The following is a 20,308-nucleotide window of genomic DNA, read 5'->3' as shown; positions in this document are numbered from 1 at the left end:
ACGCTCTTACTTTGCGGGCTCTTGCGGCGGAGCACCGTTGGAGGTGATCAAGCAATACATTCAAAACCAGCGGGGCTGACGCCCCGGCGAAATTCCCCTCCCACCTACGTCGGAGGGAGTCCCCTTTCGCATTTAAGATGGCTGCATCTACTGCTATGCCAGACCCAGCCACGCCTACCTTGAGCTCTCCCCCGGGCTGGATTTCGAGAGCAAGCTGTTTGCCAAAATCAATGCTGCCGAGCTGCTGCGACGGGAGTTTGCCAAGCCAGCCTATCAGCCACAAACCATCGTGCTGGGGGCCAATACCGATCCCTATCAACCCATCGAGCACCACTATCGCCTGACTCGCGAACTCCTGACGGTGATGCTGGCTCATCGCCATCCAGTAGGGCTCATCACCAAGAGCGCCATGATCCTGCGCGACCTCGATCTGCTGACCGAGCTGGCCCGGGAAGGGTTATGCCAGGTGATGGTGTCGGTCACCACCCTCAATGAGACGTTGAGGCGACAGCTGGAGCCCAGGGCCAGCACGGGGGTTGGGCGGATCAAGGTGATCGAACGACTGGCCAAGGCCGGTGTGCCGGTCGGCGTGCTCGCCGCCCCCATGATCCCCAGGCTCAACGAGCCGGAACTGGAACAGATCATCAAGGCCGCCGTCGACGCCGGGGCGGGCTGTGCGGATTACATCTTGCTGCGATTGCCCCACGAGCTCACCACCCTCTTTTGCGACTGGCTCGATACGCACTATCCCGGCCAGAAAGAGGCGATCCTCAACTAGCTGCGGGCAAGCCGGGGTGGCGCACTCAACAGCGCCACCTTTGGTAGCCGCATGCGAGGTGAAGGACAGTTTGCCGACCTGCTCGCCCAGCGCTTTCGCCTGATCAGCAGGCGGCTGCAACTGGGCAAGCGCCATATAGCACTCAATACGGCCGCCTTCATCCGCCCGGGCGAGCAGTTGCGTCTGTTCTGAGCGCCGTCAGCTCCGTGGTCTCGGCGGGCAGCTCCCCGCTGGGTGGCGCCGTGCAATCAGCTCCGCAGGCAGGCGGGATGGCTCGTGCGCCACCTCCTCCTCATCCACCCTAAGGCGCACCTTCTCCTGCCCTCCCCACATCCGGCTCCACCAGATCTCCCACATTACCCAGCTCGTCATAACAGTGCTCCTGGCAAGCGATGCCTGCCTCTGTGGTGGCCTCATTCAACGCAGGCAGCATGGCTGGCCGTCATGACAGGGCCATGACAGTCGAGTGAAGGAATCGTGTTGATGCGATGGGACCAACCCTGCATATCAGGAAGATGACGCCGTGGCAGGCAGGGCTGCATGCACGGCAGACGGAGCCGGGCAGCAGAGAAGAGAGCTGCTGGGCAAGCACAAGGACGGGGAGAGCCTGCGGTGAGGCGGACAAAAAAAGAGCGACCATCAAGGTCGCTCTTTTGCACCGGACAAAGGGGGACGATTACTCGTCGCCCGCCTCCCCGGTATCGACGGCGCCAGCGTCCGCTGCGGTGTCGGTGCCTTCAGACACCTCCCCTTCAACAGCCAGGGCCTCGGTTTCCTCTTCGTCGCTCTCGGCAACGCGCTGCAGGCCGACTACGGTCTCGTCTTCACCGGTACGGATCAGACGCACACCGCCGGTGTTGCGGCCGATGACGCTCACCTCGGACACCCGGGTACGAACCAGGGTACCGCCGTTGGTGATCAGCATGATCTGGTCGGTATCTTCGACCTGGATCGCATCGATCACCTTGCCGTTGCGCTCATCCACCTTGATGGAGATGACGCCCTGGGTACCACGGCTCTTGGTCGGGTACTCGTCCAGCGCGGTACGCTTGCCGTAACCGTTCTCGGTGGCGGTGAGGATGGCACCATCACCACGGGGCACGATGAGGGAGACCACCTTGTCACCGGCGCCCAGCTTGATGCCGCGCACACCGGCAGCGGTACGACCCATGGGACGTACGCCCTTGAAGGTGCCTTTGCTTTCGGTGCCTTCGCCGTTGTCGCTGCCGTCATCGTCGTTGCCGGCGTCGTCGTCGGTGTCGACTTCGTCAGTGGCATCGGCATCGGCACGACCACTGCCTTCCGCAAAGCGAACCACCTTGCCCGCATCGGAGAAGAGCATGATCTCGTTGCTGCCATCGGTGATGTCCACCCCGATCAGCTCATCACCCTCTTTGAGGTTGATGGCACGGATACCGGAGGAGAGCGGACGGCTGAAGTCAGACAGGCTGGTCTTCTTCACGGTGCCGTTGGCGGTGGCGAAGAAGACATACTTGTCGGCGTCATATTCTTTCACCGGCAGGATGGCGGTGATGCGCTCACCCTCATCCAGCGGCAGCAGGTTGATGATCGGACGACCGCGGGCGCCACGGGACGCTTCCGGTAGCTGATACACCTTGAGCCAGTAGACCTTGCCACGGGTGGAGAAGCACAGAATGGTGTCGTGGGTGTTGGCCACCAGCAGACGCTCCACAAAGTCCTCTTCCTTGATCCGGGTGGCCGACTTGCCACGACCACCGCGGCGCTGGGCCTCGTAATCGGAGAGCGGCTGATACTTCACATAGCCCTGGTGAGACAAGGTAACGACCACGTCTTCCGGGGTGATCAGATCTTCGATGTTGATCTCGGCACTGGACATGCTGATCTCGGTGCGACGCTCGTCGCCGTACTGCTCGCGCACGGCCAGCAGCTCGTCACGGATCACTTCCATCAGGCGTTCCGGGCTTGCCAGGATGTGCAGCAGCTCGGCGATGAGATCCAGCAGAGATTGGTACTCTTCCAGGATCTTCTCGTGCTCGAGGCCGGTCAGCTTGTGCAGACGCAGGTCAAGGATGGCCTGGGCCTGGATCTCGGTCAGGAAGTACTGCCCTTCACGGATGCCGAACTCCGGCTCCAGCCACTCGGGGCGAGCCGCGTCGTCGCCCGCTTTTTCCAGCATGGCGGCCACGTTGCCGAGCTCCCAGCCCTTGGCTACCAGGGCGGCTTTCGCATCCGCCGGGGTCGCACTGTGGCGAATGAGCTCGATGATGGGGTCGATGTTGGCCAATGCCACCGCCAACCCTTCCAGGATGTGCGCCCGATCCCGCGCCTTGCGCAGCTCGAACACGGTCCGGCGGGTCACCACTTCACGGCGGTGCAGCAGGAACGCATCCAGGATCTCTTTGAGGTTCATAACCTTGGGCTGGTTGTTGTCCAGCGCCACCATGTTGATGCCGAACGTGGTCTGCATCTGGGTGTGCTTGTAGAGATTGTTCAGCACAATCTCGCCGGACTCGCCGCGCTTGATCTCGATGACGATGCGCATGCCGTCTTTGTCGGACTCATCGCGCAGGGCGCTGATGCCCTCGATTTTCTTCTCTTTGACCAGCTCGGCGATCTTCTCGATCAGGCGAGCCTTGTTCACCTGATAGGGGATCTCGTGAACGATGATGGTCTCGCGACTGGTCTTCTCGTCCACCTCCACTTCAGCCTTGGCCCGCACATAGACGGAGCCGCGACCGGTACGGTACGCCTGCACGATGCCGGAACGACCGTTGATGATGCCGCCGGTGGGGAAATCCGGGCCGGTGACATGGGTCATCAGCTCGTCAATGGTGAGGTCGCCGTTTTCGATCAGCGCCAGGCAACCGTTGACAATCTCGGTGAGGTTGTGAGGCGGGATGTTGGTCGCCATGCCCACCGCGATACCGGAGGAGCCGTTGACCAGCAAGGTGGGGACCTTGGTGGGCATGACAGCCGGGATCATCTCGGTACCGTCGTAGTTCGGCACCCAGTCCACGGTCTCTTTGTCCAGATCGGCCAGCAGCTCGTGGGAGATGCGCGCCATCCGCACTTCGGTGTAACGCATGGCCGCGGCGTTGTCGCCGTCCACCGAACCGAAGTTGCCCTGACCGTCGACCAGCATGTAGCGCATGGAGAAATCCTGCGCCATCCGGACGATGGTGTCATACACGGCGCTGTCGCCATGCGGGTGATATTTACCGATTACGTCACCGACCACACGGGCCGATTTTTTATAGGGCTTGTTCCAGTCGTTCCCCAGCTCGTTCATTGCATACAGAACGCGGCGGTGAACCGGTTTCAAGCCATCACGCACATCCGGCAGAGCTCGTCCTACGATCACGCTCATGGCGTAATCCAGATAGGAACTCTTGAGCTCTTCTTCGATGTTGACCGGCGTGATCTCTCTGGCCAGATCGCTCATAGAAAGCCTTAATCCCTAATTAGTTGTTCTTTGGCTTAAACAGCGCGACATGGTAACACACTGAGCCAAATACATTAAGCCACAAATCCGATGAGCACATCGGGCTGGTGCGACGAGGTCGGTCCGTTATAATGCGCGCCAGGACAATAGATTGCGCGCGCCCAGCCCGCTGCGCGCCTTGCCACAGGATCATCAAAACATGAATAGTGATGCCAATGTCGATCTGACAGAAATCGCCAAATTTGAAGCCATCGCCTCCCGCTGGTGGGACATGGAGGGCGAATTCAAGCCGCTGCATCAAATCAACCCGGTGCGCCTTGACTGGATCACCGACAAGAGCGGCGGCCTGTTTGGCAAGCGCGTGCTCGACATCGGCTGCGGTGGCGGCATCCTCTCCGAGAGCATGGCCCGCCGGGGGGCCCGGGTCACCGGCATCGACATGGGCAAGGAACCCCTCGGCGTCGCCCGCCTGCACGCGCTGGAACAAGGTGTGGAGCTCGAGTACCGCCAGAGCACCGCCGAAGCCCACGCCGATGAAGCGCCTGGCCAGTATGACGTGGTTACCTGCATGGAGATGCTGGAGCACGTGCCGGACCCGGCCTCGGTGCTGCGCGCCATCGCCACCCTGGTACGGCCGGGGGGCAAGGTGTTCGTCTCCACCATCAACCGCAACCCCAAAGCCTATCTGATGATGATCCTCGGGGCCGAGTACCTGTTGAAGATGGTCCCCAAGGGCACTCACGATCACAAGAAGTTCATCACCCCCGCCGAACTGTGTCGCATGGGGGAAGCGGCGGGCCTGCTGGTGCGGGACATGAGTGGCGTTCACTACGCCCCGCTCTCCAACAGCTTCAAGCTCGGCAAGAATGTCGACGTCAACTACATGGTGGCGTTCGAGCGCCCGGAGCAAGGCTGATGAGCACACCTCACCCGATGCCCCTTGGCTGCGTGCTGTTTGATCTGGACGGCACCCTGCTCGACACCGCCCCAGACCTTGGCGCCGCCGTCAATCACGTGCTGATAAGCGAAGGCTTTGCCCCTCTCTCTGACGACATCATCCGTCAGACCACCTCCCACGGGGCCCTCGGGCTGCTCAGGGCCGGTCTTGGGGACGAGCTGCTCGAGGAGCTGGGGGCCACCCGCCTTCGCACCACCCTGCTCGACTACTACGCCGCCAACCTCTGCGTCGGCACCCGCCCCTATGAAGGCATGGTGGATCTCATCGAGTGGCTCGACGATAAAAAGCTGCCCTGGGGCATTGTCACCAACAAGCCGGGCTTTCTCAGCGAACCGCTCCTGGCAGCCCTGCCCGAACTCGCCAGTTGCGGCGTGACGGTGAGCGCCGACACCTTGCCGGTGCGCAAGCCCGACCCCGCCCCCATGTTCTTTGCCTGCGAGCGCCTCGGCATCGCGGCGAGCCAGTGTCTCTATGTGGGGGATCACGTGCGCGACATCGAGGCCGGCCGCAATGCCGGCATGCGTACCGCAGTGGCTGGCTGGGGTTATCTCAATGATGACGAGGATCCGGCCCTCTGGGGCGCCGATCTTCACTTTGATACCGTGCAGGCCCTGCACCACTGGCTGCGTTACGAGCTGAGCTGACGTCCATGCCCATGACCGACAAGGCATCCGGATAGAGGCGGATCTGCGGGGCAACTTTGATGATGTTCCGATGGCAGTGCGGACATCTGCCCCGATGCGCAGATCCCCCCGCAGCGCACCAGAGGGATCCCGGACGATCCCTCTTTTTACGGGCTTGGCAACCCCCCGAACGGCGTAACAGGACACCTTTTGACCCTGACTGCACAAGGGATGAGCAGGCCGGATTTGCTAGTAAAAACACCCTGCTTTCGCAAGCAAAAAAAGTTATTTTAATTTTCCATCTTCGATCGCCGGACTTGCATTTGACGGATCGGACGGATGAAAACCCGTTCGCTGTGAGCGTCCACTAACTCCCGTCCCGACACCCACAATTTATCCACAGCTAATGCTTTATCCACAGATTGCATTACCGTATCGACCTCACTATCTTGTAGTTCGCATTAAAAATAACACTACATCTTGTGATTCATCGCACAATCCCTGCCCAGTTTCCCTCGACAGACGGAGCCGGGTTGCGCCATTGTGCGATGGCTTTTCGGGAATCAACCGATACCGGCAGGTATCAATGAAAGGGGTCATCAGCCAATGAACTTGTTTGTGACGAAGCGTAACGGACACAAAGAACCCATCGATCTGGATAAAATTCACCGTGTGCTCGACTGGGCTGCCGAGAAGCTCGACAACGTGTCGGTCTCCCAGGTGGAGCTCAAGTCCCACATCCAGTTCTATGACGGTATCCGTACCGCCGACATCCACGAGACCATCATCAAGGCTGCTGCTGACCTCATCTCCGAGCAAAGCCCGGACTACCAGTACATGGCTGCCCGTCTGGCCATCTTCCACCTGCGCAAGAAGGCCTACGGCCAGTTCGAGCCGCCCCACCTGTATCAGCACGTCGCCAGACTGGTGGACATGGGCAAGTACGACAAGCACCTGCTTGAAGACTACACCCAGGCGGAATTTGAGGAGCTGAACGGCTACCTCGATCACTGGCGCGACATGGACTTCTCCTACGCGGCGGTCAAGCAGCTCGAAGGCAAGTACCTGGTACAGAACCGCGTCACCGGCGAGATCTACGAGAGCCCGCAGTTCCTCTACATCCTGGTAGCGGCCTGCCTCTTCTCCAAGTATCCGAAAGATACTCGTCTGGACTACATCAAGCGCTTCTATGATGCGGTCTCGACCTTCAAGATCTCCCTGCCGACCCCGATCATGAGCGGCGTGCGCACCCCGACCCGCCAGTTCAGCTCCTGCGTGCTGATCGAGTGCGACGACAGCCTGGATTCCATCAATGCCACCGCCAGCGCCATCGTGCGTTATGTTTCCCAGCGCGCCGGCATCGGCATCAACGCCGGCCGCATCCGTGGTCTGGGCAGCCCCATCCGTGGCGGCGAAGCCTTCCACACCGGCTGCATCCCCTTCTACAAATACTTCCAGACTGCGGTGAAGTGCTGCTCTCAGGGCGGCGTGCGCGGTGGTGCGGCCACCCTGTTCTACCCGCTGTGGCACACCGAGGTGGAGAGCCTGCTGGTACTGAAGAACAACCGCGGCGTGGAAGAGAACCGGGTCCGTCACATGGACTACGGCGTGCAGATCAACAAGCTGATGTACCAGCGCCTCATCAAGGGCGGTGACATCACCCTGTTCTCCCCGTCCGATGCACCAGGTCTCTATGACGCCTTCTTCGCGGACCAGGACAAGTTCGAAGCGCTCTACGTCAAGTACGAACAGGATCCGGCCATTCGCAAGAAGACCCTGAAGGCAGTGGATCTCTTCTCCCTGATGATGCAGGAGCGTGCCGGTACCGGTCGCATCTACATCCAGAACGTGGATCACTGCAACACCCACAGCCCCTTCGACCCGTCCGTGGCGCCGGTACGCCAGTCCAACCTCTGCCTCGAGATTGCGCTGCCCACCAAGCCGCTCAACAACGTGGATGACGAGGACGGCGAGATTGCCCTGTGCACTCTCTCCGCCTTCAACCTGGGCGCCATCGAGAAGCTGGAAGATCTGGAAGAGATGGCCGAGCTGGCCGTGCGCGCTCTGGACGCCCTGCTCGACTATCAGGACTACCCGCTCAAGGCCGCCAAGAAGGGCAGCATGAACCGCCGTACTCTGGGGATCGGCGTCATCAACTACGCCTACTACCTGGCGAAAAACGGTGCCCGCTACTCCGATGGTTCCGGTCTGGCCCTGACCCACCGCACCTTCGAGGCGATCCAGTACTACCTGCTGAAGGCCTCCGTGCAACTGGCCCGCGAGTTCGGCCCCTGCCCGGCCTTCAACGAGACCACCTATGCCCAGGGTATCCTGCCCATCGATACCTATAAAAAGGATCTGGACACCCTGTGCAATGAACCCCTGCACCTGGACTGGGAAACCTTGCGCGAAGAGATCAAGACCGTGGGTCTGCGTAACTCCACCCTGACCGCCCTGATGCCGAGCGAGACCTCCAGCCAGATCTCCAACGCCACCAACGGCATCGAGCCTCCCCGCGGCCTGGTGTCGGTGAAAGCCTCCAAGGACGGCATCCTCAAGCAGGTGGTACCGGAGTACCACCGCCTGAAGGATCAGTACGAACTGCTGTGGAAGCAGCCGAGCGTCGACGGTTACCTGCAGCTGGTCGGCATCATGCAGAAGTTCGTGGATCAGGCGATCTCCGCCAACACCAACTACGACCCGGCCCGCTTCGAAGGCAACAAGGTGCCGATGAAGCAGTTGCTCAAAGACTTGCTGACCGCCTACAAATACGGTCTCAAGACCCTCTACTATCACAACACCCGTGATGGTGCCGACGACACCCAGACCGATCTGCAAGATGACGGCTGCGCCGGCGGGGCTTGCAAGATCTAACCGCGAAACGCACTGATAAACCGGGCGGGAGCATCAAGCTCCCGCCCTCCTGTTTTCCCTATTTCACGGCATTCGAACCATGGCTTACTCTACTTTTTGCCAGACCCAAAACGATCAGCTCAAGGAGCCGATGTTCTTCGGCCAGTCGGTCAACGTGGCCCGTTATGATCAGCAAAAGCACGATATCTTCGAGCGGCTGATCGAGAAGCAGCTCTCCTTCTTCTGGCGCCCGGAAGAGGTGGATGTCTCCCACGACCGCATCGACTTCCAGGCTCTGCCGCCCCACGAGCAGCACATCTTCATCTCCAACTTGAAGTACCAGACCCTGCTGGATTCCATTCAGGGCCGCAGCCCCAACGTGGCCCTGCTGCCCCTGGTCTCCATCCCGGAGCTGGAGACCTGGATCGAGACCTGGGCCTTCTCCGAGACCATCCACTCTCGCTCCTACACCCACATCATCCGCAACATCGTCAACAACCCGGGCCAGGTGTTCGACGACATCGTGACCAACGAGCAGATCTTGAAGCGCGCCGGCTCCATCAGCCACTTCTATGACGATCTCATCGAGGCCACCTCCGTCTATCACCTGCACGGTGAGGGGACCCACCGGATCGGGGATCGCGAAGTCACCATCAGCCTTCGGGAGCTCAAGAAGAAGCTCTACCTGTGCCTGATGAGCGTCAACGCCCTCGAAGCAATCCGCTTCTACGTGAGCTTCGCCTGCTCCTTCGCCTTCGCCGAGCGCGAGCTGATGGAAGGCAATGCCAAGATCATCAAGATGATCGCCCGTGACGAAGCGCTGCACCTGACCGGCACCCAGCACATGCTGAACCTGATGCGCAGCGGCAACGACGACCCCGACATGGCGGAGATCGCCGTCGAGTGCGAGCAGGCCTGCTTCGAGCTGTTCAAGGAAGCAGCCCTGCAGGAGAAGGAGTGGGCCGAGTACCTGTTCCAGGATGGCTCCATGATCGGCCTGAACAAGGACATCCTCTGCCAGTACGTGGAATACATCACCAACCTGCGCATGGCGGCCGTCGGCCTGCAACCGGCCTTTGCCGGCACCAAGCAGAACCCCATCCCCTGGATCAACACCTGGCTCTCCTCCGACAACGTGCAGGTGGCGCCCCAGGAAGTGGAAGTAAGCTCCTATCTGGTGGGTCAGATAGACAGTGAAGTGCACGCCGACGATCTGGGTGACTTCGAGCTGTGATGCTAGGCGACCTCTGCTGGCAGGCCATGATGCGGGAGAGCGACGTCCGTGAGTGACGCCACCGCCACCCTGAACTCGCCCCTGCATACCGCCACCACGGCGCCGGAGGGGCAAGCCCCCCAGGTACAGACCCTGGACGGTGTGCTGCACCCCCATCCCGGCGAAAGCGTGCTGGAGACCCTGGAGCGCCACGGCCATCACGTGGAGTTCCAGTGCCGCAGCGGCTATTGCGGCGCCTGCCGCACCCCGCTGCTGGCGGGCAAGGTGCACTACGCCGCCGTCCCGCTCGCCTTTGTCTCCCAGGGGGAGTGCCTCCCCTGCTGCTGTCAGCCGGTGGGCGCCATCAAGCTCGATATCCGAAAGGGCTGACGGCCCTTGTCGCCAGATCTGCCCCGCAAACAAAAAGCCGCCGGATTGCTCCGGCGGCTTTTTTCATGGGAATGTCCCGTCTCTTGAGGGAAATGAGGGGCCATGACCCTCTTACATTACAACCCGGGGGCGTTACAACCAGGGGGCGGCGGTCGGCCCGTGGTGCAGACCCAGCTTCCAGACCCGGCCAAAGTGCTTGTAGTGACCGGCCGCGACACCGGCCTTCTCACCCATACCGTGGTAGAGATCGAGGTGGCCCTTCTTCACCGCGCCCCCCACATCCAGCGCAATCAGCAGCCGCAGCTGGTGCTTGCCGGTCCAGTTGCCTGCTTTGTCCAGCAGCGGTACTTCCGCGAGGATAGGGGTGCCCATGGGCAGCAGAGTCTTGTCGGCAGCCACCGCCGCCATCGGCAAGAGCGGAATGCCGGCGGCCCCCACCACGTCGTTGGTGGGACGGCGCTCGAAGAAGACATAGGAGGGGTTCTGCTCCACCAGCTCCTTCACGCTCTCTTCCGGCTGACGATTGGCCCACTCCTTGATGGCCTTCATGGACATCTGCTCCTTGGGCACTTCGCCACGGTCGATGAGCACCCGGCCAATGCTGACATAGCCGTGGCCGTTCTTGCCGCTGTAGCCGAGGTACTGCAACCGGTCGTCATCGCCGTAGTGAACGAAGCCGGAACCCTGCACGTCCATCAGGAAGTTGTCGATGAGGGATTTGCTGTAGCCCAGCTCCAGCCCCCGGTTGGCCAGCGCCCCCCGGTGGATCTCGGCCCGGCTCGGGCAGCGACCGCCGCAGTTGGGCATGGCATAGATGGGATACTTGTACTGGGCGTCCGGGCGATGGCGCACCTCCAGCACTGGCGAGTAGTAGCCGGTGAAGAGCACGTTGCCCATGCGGTCGGCACCGCCAAGCTGGGCCAGGCTGATACCGTACTGGGTGATATGGGCGGGATTGCCCCCATTGGCGACCCAGCGTGAGAGTTGACGGTAGAGCTCCCCATAGCGGCTCGCCATACGGCCGGAGCGTTCCATCACCAGCCGGCTCTGGGGACCGAACTTGCTGTAATCGGCGCGGGCGCGGCTGTTGACCCGCTCCACCCGCACCAGATCCCCCGGCAGGGCACCATCCAGATACTGCTTGCCCAGATTCACAGGGATCTCGCAGTTCAGAAAACATCCGGATTCCGCCTTCTTCTGGGGCACCTTGACCGGTTCAGGGTTGCCCGCACAACCGGCCAGCCCCACCACGGCGGCGGCCAACCAGTACGCATGTCTATTCATATGTCCTCATATAACACCGAGTGTCTTGCACGGCGGGGAAGATGCCAAAATTGCCCGGGGAAAGCAAACGCCTTCACGCCCCTGACGACGGATTTCTCCTGCCGTGATCTTCTGGGTTATAACAAGGTGACAAGGTGTGAGAGGTCATGGATGGAACAGCTCGAAATCTTCCCGCTCCAGAGCCCCTGTGTCGGGGTCTGCGAACTGAACAACAAGGGGTATTGCAAGGGATGCCTGCGAAGCCGCGAGGAGCGTTTCAACTGGCTTGCCATGACCCCTGCCCAGCAGCAGGAGGTGATGCGTCTGTGCCGCAGCCGCAAGGCCAGGGTCGAGGCCGCTCGCCGCAAGGCGCAGGCCGCAGAGGCGGCCGATCCGCCGCCCCCGCCGGGCTGGGATTTTTAAATCCCCCTTTGCCCCTCCCCTCAACAAGAAAGGCGGCCCCAGGGCCGCCTTGTCATGAAGGGTGTGTCACGCCGTGACGTCCTCAGGCAGTCGCCAGCTTGGCCTGCTCCTCGCCACGCTTGAGCATGGCGTAGGCCACCCCGGTCACCAGAGAACCGGCCGCGATCGCCAGGATGTACATCATCACATGGCTGATGGCGTTCGGGATGAAGAGCACGAACAGACCGCCGTGGGGTGCCACCAGCTCGCAGCCGAACAGCATGGAGAGCGCACCGGTCAGGGCGCCGCCCGCCATGCAGGCCGGGATGACGCGCATGGGGTCCTTGGCGGCAAACGGGATGGCCCCCTCGGAGATGAAGCACAGACCCAGCACGAAGGAGGCCTTGCCCGCTTCCTGCTCCGCCTTGATGAACTTTCTGCTGGCCAGGAAGGTCGCGATCCCCATCCCCAGTGCAGGCACCATGCCGGCGGCCATGACCGCTGCCATGGGGGCATAGGTCTTGGAGGCGAGCAGGCCGACACCGAAAGCATAAGCCGCCTTGTTGACCGGGCCACCCATGTCGAAGCACATCATGGCGCCGATGATGACACCCAGCAGCACCGCGTTGGCAGAGCCCATGTTGTTGAGGAACTCGGTCATGGCGTTCATGATGCCCGCCACCGGGCCACCCACCACGTAGATCATCACCAGACCGGTGAACAGGCTGGCAAAGAGCGGAATGATGAGGATGGGCTTGAGGGCTTCCAGGGTGACCGGCAGGCGCACCTTGTCGCTCAGGAACTTGGCGCTGTAACCGGCGAGGAAGCCGCCGACGATGCCGCCAAGGAAACCGGCGCCGAGCGAGCTTGCCAGCATACCGGCGATCATGCCGGGCGCCAGACCCGGACGGTCGGCGATGGAGTAGGCGATGTAGCCTGCCAGCACCGGGATCATCAAGGCGAAGGCGGAGCCGCCACCTATCTTCATCAGGGCCGCGGCCAGCGTCCCCTCTTCCTTGAACGCTTCAATGCCGAAGATGAAGGAGAGCGCGATGATAAGGCCCCCCGCCACCACCATGGGCAACATGAAGGAGACACCGGTCAGCAGGTGCTTGTAGGGGCCCGCCTTTTCCTCTTTCTTGACCGCAGCCGCGCCGCTGTGGCGATAGATCTTCGCCTCGGTCCAGGCCTTGTCGAGCTCGGCCCGGGTTTTCTTCAGGGCAGCCCCCGTGCTGGTGCGATAGACCGGCTTGCCGTCAAAGCGCGCCATGTCCACCTCGATGTCAGTGGCGAGGAACACCAGATCGGCGGCGGCAATCTCGTCCGCCGTCAAGGCATTCTGGGCACCGACCGAGCCCTGGGTTTCGACGCGGATCTGGTGACCCAGCTGCTTGGCCATGGTCTCCAGGGCCTCGGCCGACATGAAGGTGTGGGCCACCCCGGTCGGACAGGCCGTCACCGCCACGATGCGCTTGGCACCGCTGGCCGGTTTGGCAACGGCAGGTGCCGCCTCATGGCGATAGACGCTGGCACCGCTTCGCGCGGCGTCCAGCAGGGCAGCGGGATCCTGGAGCGCCAGATCCATGTCGCCCCGATAGAGCGACTTGCCGTCATAGGCGGCCAGATCCACCGGTGCGCTGGCAACGACCAGCACCAGGTCGGCGGCGGCAATCAGCTCTTTCGAGGGAACCTGACGGGGCTGCACGCTGGAGTCGACGTCGAGGGTGAGCTCCCAGCCAGCCAGTTTGGCCTGCTGTTCTATCCGTTTTGCAGCGAGAAAGCTGGTGGCAATGCCCGCCGGGCAAGCCGTAACCAGAATTGCTTTCATTGGGCATCTCCTGAGTTAGCCATCAAATGGGGTTGGGGTTGAGTCGGTGCCAGATCATCCAGACGCTGTACGCGCACCTGCTCGAGTAACGGTTTGAGCACATTGATATCGTTGAAGCCGACCGCGACCTGGCTCACCGCCAGTGCCGAGACGGCGGTGGCCAGCCGCAGGGTCTGCTCCGGCGTCCAGTCCAGGCTCATGCCATGGACCAGGCCCGCCACCAGGGAGTCGCCGGCACCCACGGTGCTGACCACCTCCATGCGCGGTGGAATCGCCTGCCAGGTGGCATCCGGTGCAAACCAGATGAGGCCGTCGGCACCATTGGAGATCACCACGTTGGGGATCCCGCTTGCCTGCAGCGCGCGGGCGCACTCGGCCTGCTCGCTCAGGGTCTTCACGGGGCGACCCGCCCACTGGCTCAGCTCTTCCAGGTTGGGTTTGACCAGGGTCGGCGCCGCCTTGATCCCTTCGCTCAACGCCGCGCCGCTGCAATCGAAGATCACCTGCTTGCCCTTGGCCTTGAGCAGACGGATCAGATGGCCGCAGTAATCGGGGGCCACCCCTTTGGGCAGGCTGCCCGCCAGCACGAACCAGTCAGTGTGGGGAGCCAGTCGCTCCAGCGCCGCTTCCAGGGCGCTGACATCGCCCTCCTGCACCGCGAGTCCCGGCAGATTGAGATCGGTCACCCGGCCGGATTGTTCGGAGATCTTGACGTTGATCCGGGTGTCGCCCGCCACGCGCACGAAGTGATCGGCAAGAGCACGTTCCTCGAACAGGGAGACGAAGCTCTGCTGGTTGCCCTCACCGAGCCAGCCGGTCAGGCCTACGTCACGGCCGAGATCTTTCAAGACCATGGCGACGTTGATCCCCTTGCCCGCGGCGCGCAAGTTGGCCTCGCTCACCAGATTGACCTCGCCAGGGTGCATGGCCTTCAGACGGGTGGTGAGATCGAGCGCGGGATTAAGGGTGATGGTGACGATGTCCATCAGTGCGCCCCCTCGCCAAGACCCGCGGCAATGGCTTCGCCAATGCCCTTGAGGGCTGCTTCGGCATCCGCTCCTTCGGCGCGAAACGCCAGACGATGACCGCACTTGACCCCAAGCCCGATCACCTTCATCAGGCTCTTGGCAGAGACGGCTTCACCGCTGCCATCGAGGTTGGCGACGCGGATGTCGGATTCATACTCCTTGGCCACCTTGACCAGCATGGCGCCCGGACGGGCGTGCAGACCGTGAGGGTTGATGATGGTGAAGGTCTCGGACAGCCCGCTCGCCGGACCCGCCTGCAACATGGCAAGACCATCGCTGCCAGAGAGGGTGGCCAGCTGGCCGGCTGCGGCCAGCTTGGCCAGATTCTCGAGTTGCGGCAGATGGCCGCTATCTGCGGCACACAGCAGTAGCAGGGCGCTGACCGGCAATTCACCGACGTTCAGCGGGGTGTTCGGGGTGGCCAGCACCCAACCGGTCTGGGCCGCTTGCGCACGGGCCAGCCAGATGCCCTCCCCCAGGTGAACAGGCTGACTGGCCAGGAGGGCGCTCACCATGGCGGCGTCTCCCCAGCCTGCGGATTTGGCGCGGGCCGCAGCCCCCAGCAGCAACTGGTCCTGGTCGTCGGCCGGGAAGTCCGCCAGGGTCAGGTATTGCACCTCTTTGGCGCCAGTCGCGCCAGTCAGGATATTGATGATGGTCTCTTCGTCGGTCGCCCCCTTGAGCTGGGCTGCGGCCTGCTCGTCACCCAGCACGTGGGTGAGCTGGCGCAAGATCCCCAGGTGCTCGTCGGACTTGGCGGCGATGCCGATGGCGACGTAGGCAATCTGCCCCTCGTCCCACTCGATGCCGTGGGGGAACTGGGCCACCATGACACCGGTGCTCTTCACCAGATGACGGGTGTCCGTGGTGCCGTGGGGAATGGCGATACCGCTGCCAAGATAGGTGGCGTGCTGCGCTTCCCGCGCCAGCATGCCGTCCACGTAACCTGCTTCAACCAGACCGGCGTCGGTCAGTTTGCTTGCCAGCAGGGCGATGGCGTCCGCCTTGGTCGTCACCGATTGCCCCAGCAGGATTTGCTGTCGCGCCAACTTCAACATAGAGATTCTCCATCAGGTCCGGCTTCACCTCGCGGCGTACCGGCTCAACTCAACTCGATTTTTGGGTAACTTGCCTGCTGACAATAGACGGTGATCTCTCGCTTTGGTGAGCCGGAACCCATTTCCAAGTGCAGATAATCATCCTTTACTGACAAGCTGAATCGTTTCACTTACACTCAGACTGAATCGTTTCAGCGTATTGTTCAAGATCCCGCAGAAAGTACGTTTCAATGATATGATCCCGCGCACACTTTTCGGCGCCCCAACCAGGAACCGGCGCGGGCCTTGCAACTCAAACAGAGCCAACATGATGAAACTGGATGAAATCGCCGCGCTGGCCGGTGTCTCTCGCACCACCGCCAGCTATGTGATCAATGGCAAGGCCGATCAATACCGCATCAGCCAGGCAACCCGCGACAAGGTGATGGCCGTGGTCCATGCCCACAACTATCAGCCGGACAGCCGCGCCGCTTCCCTGCGCGGCGGCCAGACCCGCACCCTCGGCTTCATCCTGCCCGACCTCGAAAACGCCAGTTACGCCAAGCTCGCCAAGCGCCTGGAGCAAGGGGCCCGCACCCAGGGATATCAGTTGCTCATCGTCTGCTCGGAGGACGATCCGGACACCGAAAAGGAGCTGGCCCGGATGCTGGTGAGCCGCCATGTGGACGCGCTCCTGGTGGCAAGCTGCCTCCCCCCGGCGGATCCCTTCTACCTGGAGCAGCAGTCCCGGGGCGTGCAGATCCTCGCCATCGACCGTGCCATGGCCACCGAGCACTTCGTCACCGTGGCGAGTGAAAACCAGAAGGCGAGCCTGGACCTCACCGCCTCCCTGCTCACCCCGGCCATCGGTCATATCGCCTTGATTACTGCACTGCCGGAACTGACGATCAGTCAGGAGCGAAAAGCGGGCTTCGAACAGGCGATTGCCAGTCACAGTGCGACCCGCCACCTGTGTGAAGGGGCCCACTTCTCGCGCACCGAAGGGTATCGCCTGATCAAGACGCTCCATCAGCAGCTCGGCCAACTGCCCGAGGCGCTGATCACCACCTCCTACATCCTGATGGAGGGGGTGCTCGACTACCTGCTGGAGCAGGAGGCCGACATGAGCCAGCTCGCCATGGCTACCTTCGGGGATGACCGCCTGCTCGATTTCCTCCCCTTTGGCATCAACTCCCTGCCCCAGCAGCACGACGCCCTGGCAAGCCAGGCCCTGACGCTGGCCCTCAAGGCGGTCAATGGCGACTACCAGAGCGGCCTGCACTATGTGAGCCGTACCCTCAAACGCCGCCGCTGACCCGGCAACGACGCACCACCCCGGGGGCGGCCCGCAGTGCCAGCCCCTGAGCCTCCTCCCCCACACCTGCTTGTGTTCTCCCCTGTTGTCTCAGCTTTTGCCCTTCGCCTTCTGGCTTTGAGGTGATCTGCCGGGCGGCAACCCCGCGCCAGGGCACGTTTATCGGCGCCTCGGCTCGCTATAAGTGAAAATGATGGCTTTTGGGAGTATGACCCGATGTTTGCTTATATCGGGCCAGTCGCACCACCAGGGCCCCGTGTTACCCTCTGCAAGCCCTGTTGCCGCCAACGCGGGCGCTCTCGATGTCGACCCGCAACGCAGCCTGACGGGTAGCCTCCCCCTGAGGGGCGCGTTTTTTCGGCGCATGGCGCAATGTGTCACTTTTTATTGCCACCCTTCGGCTTGCTACAGCACAAAATCCGCTTTTAAGGGGTTGTTTCCGCCATTTCAATCCGCTAACTTGGCAACCAATTTTTACAACTGACAGGTTTCAGGTACAGATGTATCCACACCGATATTGCTAGCCTCCGGCTTTTCCCCGGAGGCGTCTCCCGACACAGCCAACTGGCTCTCTCTTGTTTGCAACAGCGCCCTCACTTTCGGATGGATGACATGAATACCAAGACCCTGGGTTGTACCCTGTTGATTGCCGGCACCACCATAGGCGCCGGCATGCTGGCCCTGCCGCTGGCCTCCTCGTCCCTGGGCGGCCCCGCCACCCTGATGCTGATGATCGGCCTCTGGGCCCTGATGGCCTTCACCGCCATGCTGCAGGTGGAAGCCAGCCTCAGCACCGGCAAGTGGTACCTGCACCAGCTGGCGGATCACCTGCTCGGCCCCTGGGGCAAGGGCATCGCCTCCTTCTGCATCCTGATGCTGTTCTACGCCCTGGCCTCCGCCTACATCAGCGGCGGCAGCAGCCTGCTGGCCCAGGCACTGGCCGATGCCGGCCTTCCCCTCGGCCAGGAGCAGGCGGCCTGGGTCTTTACCCTGCTGTTTGGCGGCATGGTGTGCGTCGGCACCAGGCAGGTGGATTACCTCAACCGCCTGATGTTCACCGTGAAGCTGGTGATCATGGTGGCGGTGCTGGCGCTGCTGCTGCCCCGCGCCCAGGGGCAGCACCTGCTCTCCATGCCCCTCGGGGAAGGCTTGCTGCTGGCGGGCCTGCCGGTCATCTTCACCTCCTTCGGCTTCCACGGCTCCATCCCGAGTGTCATGCTCTACCTCGGGGACAACCCCAGGCAGTTGCGCCGGGTCTTCGTGTGGGGCTCCGCCTTGCCGCTCGTGCTCTACGTACTGTGGCAGGTCGCCATACTGGGGCTGCTGGGCCAGCAATCCCTGATCCAGACCGGCGGCGCCCTGGATAGCCTGCTGGCCAACGTCGGCGGCCTGGTGAGCTGGCCCGCCTTCAACCAGGCGATGCATCTGTTCGCCGATCTCGCGCTCGCCACCTCCTTCCTCGGGGTGACCCTGGGACTGTTCGACTTCATGGCCAAGGTGACCCGTCGCAAGGACAACTGGCAGGGCCGCACCCAGACCGGCCTCATCACCTTCGTGCCGCCCCTGCTGTTCGCCCTCTACTTCCCGCAAGGCTTCATCATGGCGCTCGGTTACGCCGCCATTGCGCTGGCGGTGCTGGCGGTGCTGCTGCCGGTGGCCCTGGTGTGGCAGAGCCGCAAGCAGGCCGAAGCAGACCACTACCGCGTCCCGGGTGGCGTGCTGGCTCTGGGTCTGGCCGGTGCCATGGGGGTACTCATCGTCGGGGTACAGGTCAGCGTCAGCATGGGGCTGCTGCCCGCCCTCTGATCTCCCCGACCCGACAAACAGAAACGCCGCAAAGAGACACGCCCCGCCAACCCAGTTGACGGGGCGTTTCATTGGCACGGGCTCACTTGGCCGACCCGCGCCCCTCCTCGCGAAGCCCATACAACAATGAACATTTGAGTGCAACCATGTATAGATATGTACATGACTGCGCCCCTGCCCTACACTGCTTAGCAGACAACTCATGATCCCGTGCCCGTCTGGCACGCCAACCCGGGAGGCAACATGGCCGCCACCGCATCTCTCCCCCGGCAACAGCCCGCCGTCGATCCCAGCAAGGCCCTGCCCGTGGTGTTTCGCATCCTGGGCAAATGGCAGTGCAGCACGGATGAACAACTCAGGCTGCTTGGCATTACCTCCCGCTCCACCCTGAACAAGTACAAGGAGGCCAGCGGCGGCATTCGGCTCAGCGCCGATCTCCAGGAGCGGATGAGCTATCTACTCAACATCCACAAGAGCCTGCGGCTGCTGTTCAGCCTGGATGAGAGCATCTATGGCTGGGTGCGCAAACCCAACAGCCACCCCTTCTTTGCCGGGCGCAGCGCCATGGAGGTCATGCAGGGTGGGCGGGTGGCCGATCTCTACGAAGTGGCCACCCGGCTGCACGCCTGGCGCGGGGAGATGGCCTGATGTCCTCCCCGCCCTTGCGCACCTTCCACAATGCCTGCGCCTATCGCATCATTCCTAGCCGCTTTCCCCCCATCTGCCTCTATGAAGACGTCGCTACCGCCGACGAGCTGGAGGCGGTCTGGGCCGTCGAGGCCCTGACCAACGACAGGCTGAGGGAAGAGGCGGGCGAGCTGATGCGGGTGCCCAGGGAAGACTGGCTGGTGGGGCTGCCCGGCGGCAGCTATGTGATGGCCGCCTTCACCCACCTCAATCCCGAGGGTGCCCGTTTCACCACGGGGGACTTTGGCGGCTACTATTGTGCCCCCTCCCTCGACACCGGCATCAAGGAGACGGTCTACCATAGGGAGCGGATCTTCGGGTACACCCGGGAGCCGGCCCAGAAGGTGCAGATGCGGGTGATCCAGGCGCAGTTCAGCGCCAGCCTCATCGACATCACGGGCCCGGCGTTTCTGCCAGGCCCCCTCTATCACGCCACCGATTACGGCCCCGCCCAGGCCTTCGCCCGGGAGCAGAAGGTCGCCGGGGCGGACGGCATCCACTACCGCTCGGTGCGCCACCCCGGTCACGACTGTCACGTGCTCTATCGCCCCCGTCTGGTCAGCCGGGTGGACCACGCCCGTCATCTGGAGTACCACTGGAGCGGCGAGGCCATCACCCATGTGCTGGAAATCCGCCTCTACGGTGAATAGCGTCTACCAGGACAAAAAAAGCCCCGCCAGATTGGCGCAATGCTGTTCACTTA

17 protein-coding genes and 1 pseudogene are annotated in these 20,308 nt (G+C 62.4%); 12 read left to right on the top strand and 6 right to left on the bottom strand.

From position 1 onward, the window contains the following. Together J9892_RS23840 and J9892_RS23835 are read left to right on the top strand one after the other, a co-directional pair. A partial coding sequence (locus J9892_RS23840) for a transposase (protein WP_210538172.1) occupies positions 1 to 79 on the top strand: 79 nt, incomplete at its 5' end. Between the two features lie 60 nt (positions 80 to 139). Beyond that, positions 140 to 970 (top strand): annotated as a pseudogene (locus J9892_RS23835) (PA0069 family radical SAM protein); the annotation flags it as partial. Between the two features lie 6 nt (positions 971 to 976). On the opposite strand, the gene J9892_RS23830 reads toward J9892_RS23835, so the two are convergent. Both J9892_RS23830 and gyrA read right to left on the bottom strand, forming a co-directional pair. After that, the gene (locus J9892_RS23830; RefSeq protein ID WP_171865703.1) at positions 977 to 1,150 is read right to left on the bottom strand and encodes a hypothetical protein; all 174 of its coding nucleotides are present in this window, start codon (positions 1,148 to 1,150) and stop codon (positions 977 to 979) included. A 304-nt stretch (positions 1,151 to 1,454) separates the two neighbouring features. Beyond that, positions 1,455 to 4,202 (bottom strand): DNA topoisomerase (ATP-hydrolyzing) subunit A, encoded by a 2,748-nt coding sequence (gene gyrA / locus J9892_RS23825; protein WP_039040760.1) that lies wholly within the window; start codon positions 4,200 to 4,202, stop codon positions 1,455 to 1,457. A gap of 199 nt (positions 4,203 to 4,401) precedes the next feature. Here gyrA and ubiG point away from each other — a divergent pair, with 199 nt between their 5' ends. The 5 genes from ubiG to yfaE all read left to right on the top strand — a co-directional run bounded on the left by ubiG (position 4,402) and on the right by yfaE (position 10,239). Then, a complete protein-coding gene (ubiG, locus tag J9892_RS23820) occupies positions 4,402 to 5,118 on the top strand; it encodes a bifunctional 2-polyprenyl-6-hydroxyphenol methylase/3-demethylubiquinol 3-O-methyltransferase UbiG (protein WP_052816220.1) in 717 nt (238 codons plus the stop codon). Beyond that, positions 5,118 to 5,804: an HAD-IA family hydrolase gene (locus tag J9892_RS23815; RefSeq protein WP_052816222.1), complete on the top strand. Its 687-nt coding sequence runs from the start codon at positions 5,118 to 5,120 to the stop codon at positions 5,802 to 5,804. Before ubiG ends, J9892_RS23815 begins: the two co-directional genes overlap by 1 nt. Positions 5,805 to 6,389: 585 nt before the next feature. After that, the gene (nrdA, locus tag J9892_RS23810) at positions 6,390 to 8,657 is read left to right on the top strand and encodes a class 1a ribonucleoside-diphosphate reductase subunit alpha (protein WP_010674815.1); all 2,268 of its coding nucleotides are present in this window, start codon (positions 6,390 to 6,392) and stop codon (positions 8,655 to 8,657) included. 79 nt (positions 8,658 to 8,736) lie between these two features. Further along, complete coding sequence (gene nrdB / locus J9892_RS23805) at positions 8,737 to 9,870, top strand: class Ia ribonucleoside-diphosphate reductase subunit beta (protein WP_010674816.1); 1,134 nt, start codon at positions 8,737 to 8,739, stop codon at positions 9,868 to 9,870. Between the two features lie 69 nt (positions 9,871 to 9,939). Further along, the gene (gene yfaE / locus J9892_RS23800; RefSeq protein WP_270804653.1) at positions 9,940 to 10,239 is read left to right on the top strand and encodes a class I ribonucleotide reductase maintenance protein YfaE; all 300 of its coding nucleotides are present in this window, start codon (positions 9,940 to 9,942) and stop codon (positions 10,237 to 10,239) included. A 132-nt stretch (positions 10,240 to 10,371) separates the two neighbouring features. Here yfaE and mltA read toward each other — a convergent pair whose 3' ends face one another. Next, positions 10,372 to 11,523 (bottom strand): murein transglycosylase A, encoded by a 1,152-nt coding sequence (gene mltA / locus J9892_RS23795; protein WP_052816227.1) that lies wholly within the window; start codon positions 11,521 to 11,523, stop codon positions 10,372 to 10,374. A 150-nt stretch (positions 11,524 to 11,673) separates the two neighbouring features. Here mltA and J9892_RS23790 point away from each other — a divergent pair, with 150 nt between their 5' ends. Beyond that, positions 11,674 to 11,925 carry a DUF1289 domain-containing protein gene (locus tag J9892_RS23790; RefSeq protein WP_039040754.1) on the top strand — a complete coding sequence of 84 codons (252 nt, stop codon included), beginning with the start codon at positions 11,674 to 11,676 and terminating at the stop codon, positions 11,923 to 11,925. Positions 11,926 to 12,007: 82 nt separating this feature from the next. On the opposite strand, the gene fruA is transcribed toward J9892_RS23790, so the two are convergent. Genes fruA through fruB form a run of 3 tightly spaced genes read right to left on the bottom strand, consistent with a single transcriptional unit; the run spans position 12,008 to position 15,818 of the window. Continuing rightward, complete coding sequence (fruA, locus tag J9892_RS23785; RefSeq protein WP_052816229.1) at positions 12,008 to 13,732, bottom strand: PTS fructose transporter subunit IIBC; 1,725 nt, start codon at positions 13,730 to 13,732, stop codon at positions 12,008 to 12,010. Then, on the bottom strand, positions 13,729 to 14,718 hold the full coding sequence (gene pfkB, locus J9892_RS23780; protein WP_052816231.1) for a 1-phosphofructokinase: 990 nt from the start codon (positions 14,716 to 14,718) through the stop codon (positions 13,729 to 13,731). Before pfkB ends, fruA begins: the two co-directional genes overlap by 4 nt. After that, positions 14,718 to 15,818 (bottom strand): fused PTS fructose transporter subunit IIA/HPr protein, encoded by a 1,101-nt coding sequence (fruB, locus tag J9892_RS23775; RefSeq protein ID WP_052816234.1) that lies wholly within the window; start codon positions 15,816 to 15,818, stop codon positions 14,718 to 14,720. The genes pfkB and fruB overlap by 1 nt, the downstream gene beginning before the upstream one ends. A 307-nt stretch (positions 15,819 to 16,125) precedes the next feature. Between fruB and cra the strand changes: the two genes are divergently transcribed. The 4 genes from cra (at position 16,126) to J9892_RS23755 (ending at position 20,255) form a co-directional block, all read left to right on the top strand. Beyond that, positions 16,126 to 17,112, top strand: a complete 987-nt coding sequence (cra, locus tag J9892_RS23770) for a catabolite repressor/activator (RefSeq protein ID WP_010674823.1) — start codon at positions 16,126 to 16,128, stop codon at positions 17,110 to 17,112. Positions 17,113 to 17,724: 612 nt separating this feature from the next. After that, a complete protein-coding gene (locus tag J9892_RS23765; RefSeq protein WP_041211460.1) occupies positions 17,725 to 18,918 on the top strand; it encodes an aromatic amino acid transport family protein in 1,194 nt (397 codons plus the stop codon). A gap of 243 nt (positions 18,919 to 19,161) precedes the next feature. After that, a complete protein-coding gene (locus tag J9892_RS23760) occupies positions 19,162 to 19,566 on the top strand; it encodes an antitoxin Xre-like helix-turn-helix domain-containing protein (protein ID WP_052816236.1) in 405 nt (134 codons plus the stop codon). After that, positions 19,566 to 20,255, top strand: a complete 690-nt coding sequence (locus tag J9892_RS23755; protein WP_042017126.1) for an RES family NAD+ phosphorylase — start codon at positions 19,566 to 19,568, stop codon at positions 20,253 to 20,255. The genes J9892_RS23760 and J9892_RS23755 overlap by 1 nt, the downstream gene beginning before the upstream one ends. Positions 20,256 to 20,308 lie beyond the last annotated feature (53 nt).

It is taken from the genome of Aeromonas sp. Prich7-2 (genome assembly GCF_017939255.1).
GTDB classification, from domain to species: domain Bacteria; phylum Pseudomonadota; class Gammaproteobacteria; order Enterobacterales; family Aeromonadaceae; genus Aeromonas; species Aeromonas caviae.
The sequence above is the reverse complement of the archived record's forward strand: the minus strand, read 5'-3'. Positions and strand labels throughout refer to the sequence as shown.

Coding starts and splice junctions, on each gene's coding strand:
- J9892_RS23830 (WP_171865703.1), bottom strand. CDS start 1,150: ATGACGAGCTGGGTAATGTGGGAGATCTGGTGGAGCCGGATGTGGGGA.
- fruB (WP_052816234.1), bottom strand. CDS start 15,818: ATGTTGAAGTTGGCGCGACAGCAAATCCTGCTGGGGCAATCGGTGACG.
- fruA (WP_052816229.1), bottom strand. CDS start 13,732: ATGAAAGCAATTCTGGTTACGGCTTGCCCGGCGGGCATTGCCACCAGC.
- nrdA (WP_010674815.1), top strand. CDS start 6,390: ATGAACTTGTTTGTGACGAAGCGTAACGGACACAAAGAACCCATCGAT.
- gyrA (WP_039040760.1), bottom strand. CDS start 4,202: ATGAGCGATCTGGCCAGAGAGATCACGCCGGTCAACATCGAAGAAGAG.
- mltA (WP_052816227.1), bottom strand. CDS start 11,523: ATGAATAGACATGCGTACTGGTTGGCCGCCGCCGTGGTGGGGCTGGCC.
- ubiG (WP_052816220.1), top strand. CDS start 4,402: ATGAATAGTGATGCCAATGTCGATCTGACAGAAATCGCCAAATTTGAA.
- nrdB (WP_010674816.1), top strand. CDS start 8,737: ATGGCTTACTCTACTTTTTGCCAGACCCAAAACGATCAGCTCAAGGAG.
- J9892_RS23765 (WP_041211460.1), top strand. CDS start 17,725: ATGAATACCAAGACCCTGGGTTGTACCCTGTTGATTGCCGGCACCACC.
- J9892_RS23790 (WP_039040754.1), top strand. CDS start 11,674: ATGGAACAGCTCGAAATCTTCCCGCTCCAGAGCCCCTGTGTCGGGGTC.
- J9892_RS23815 (WP_052816222.1), top strand. CDS start 5,118: ATGAGCACACCTCACCCGATGCCCCTTGGCTGCGTGCTGTTTGATCTG.
- pfkB (WP_052816231.1), bottom strand. CDS start 14,718: ATGGACATCGTCACCATCACCCTTAATCCCGCGCTCGATCTCACCACC.
- J9892_RS23755 (WP_042017126.1), top strand. CDS start 19,566: ATGTCCTCCCCGCCCTTGCGCACCTTCCACAATGCCTGCGCCTATCGC.
- cra (WP_010674823.1), top strand. CDS start 16,126: ATGATGAAACTGGATGAAATCGCCGCGCTGGCCGGTGTCTCTCGCACC.
- J9892_RS23760 (WP_052816236.1), top strand. CDS start 19,162: ATGGCCGCCACCGCATCTCTCCCCCGGCAACAGCCCGCCGTCGATCCC.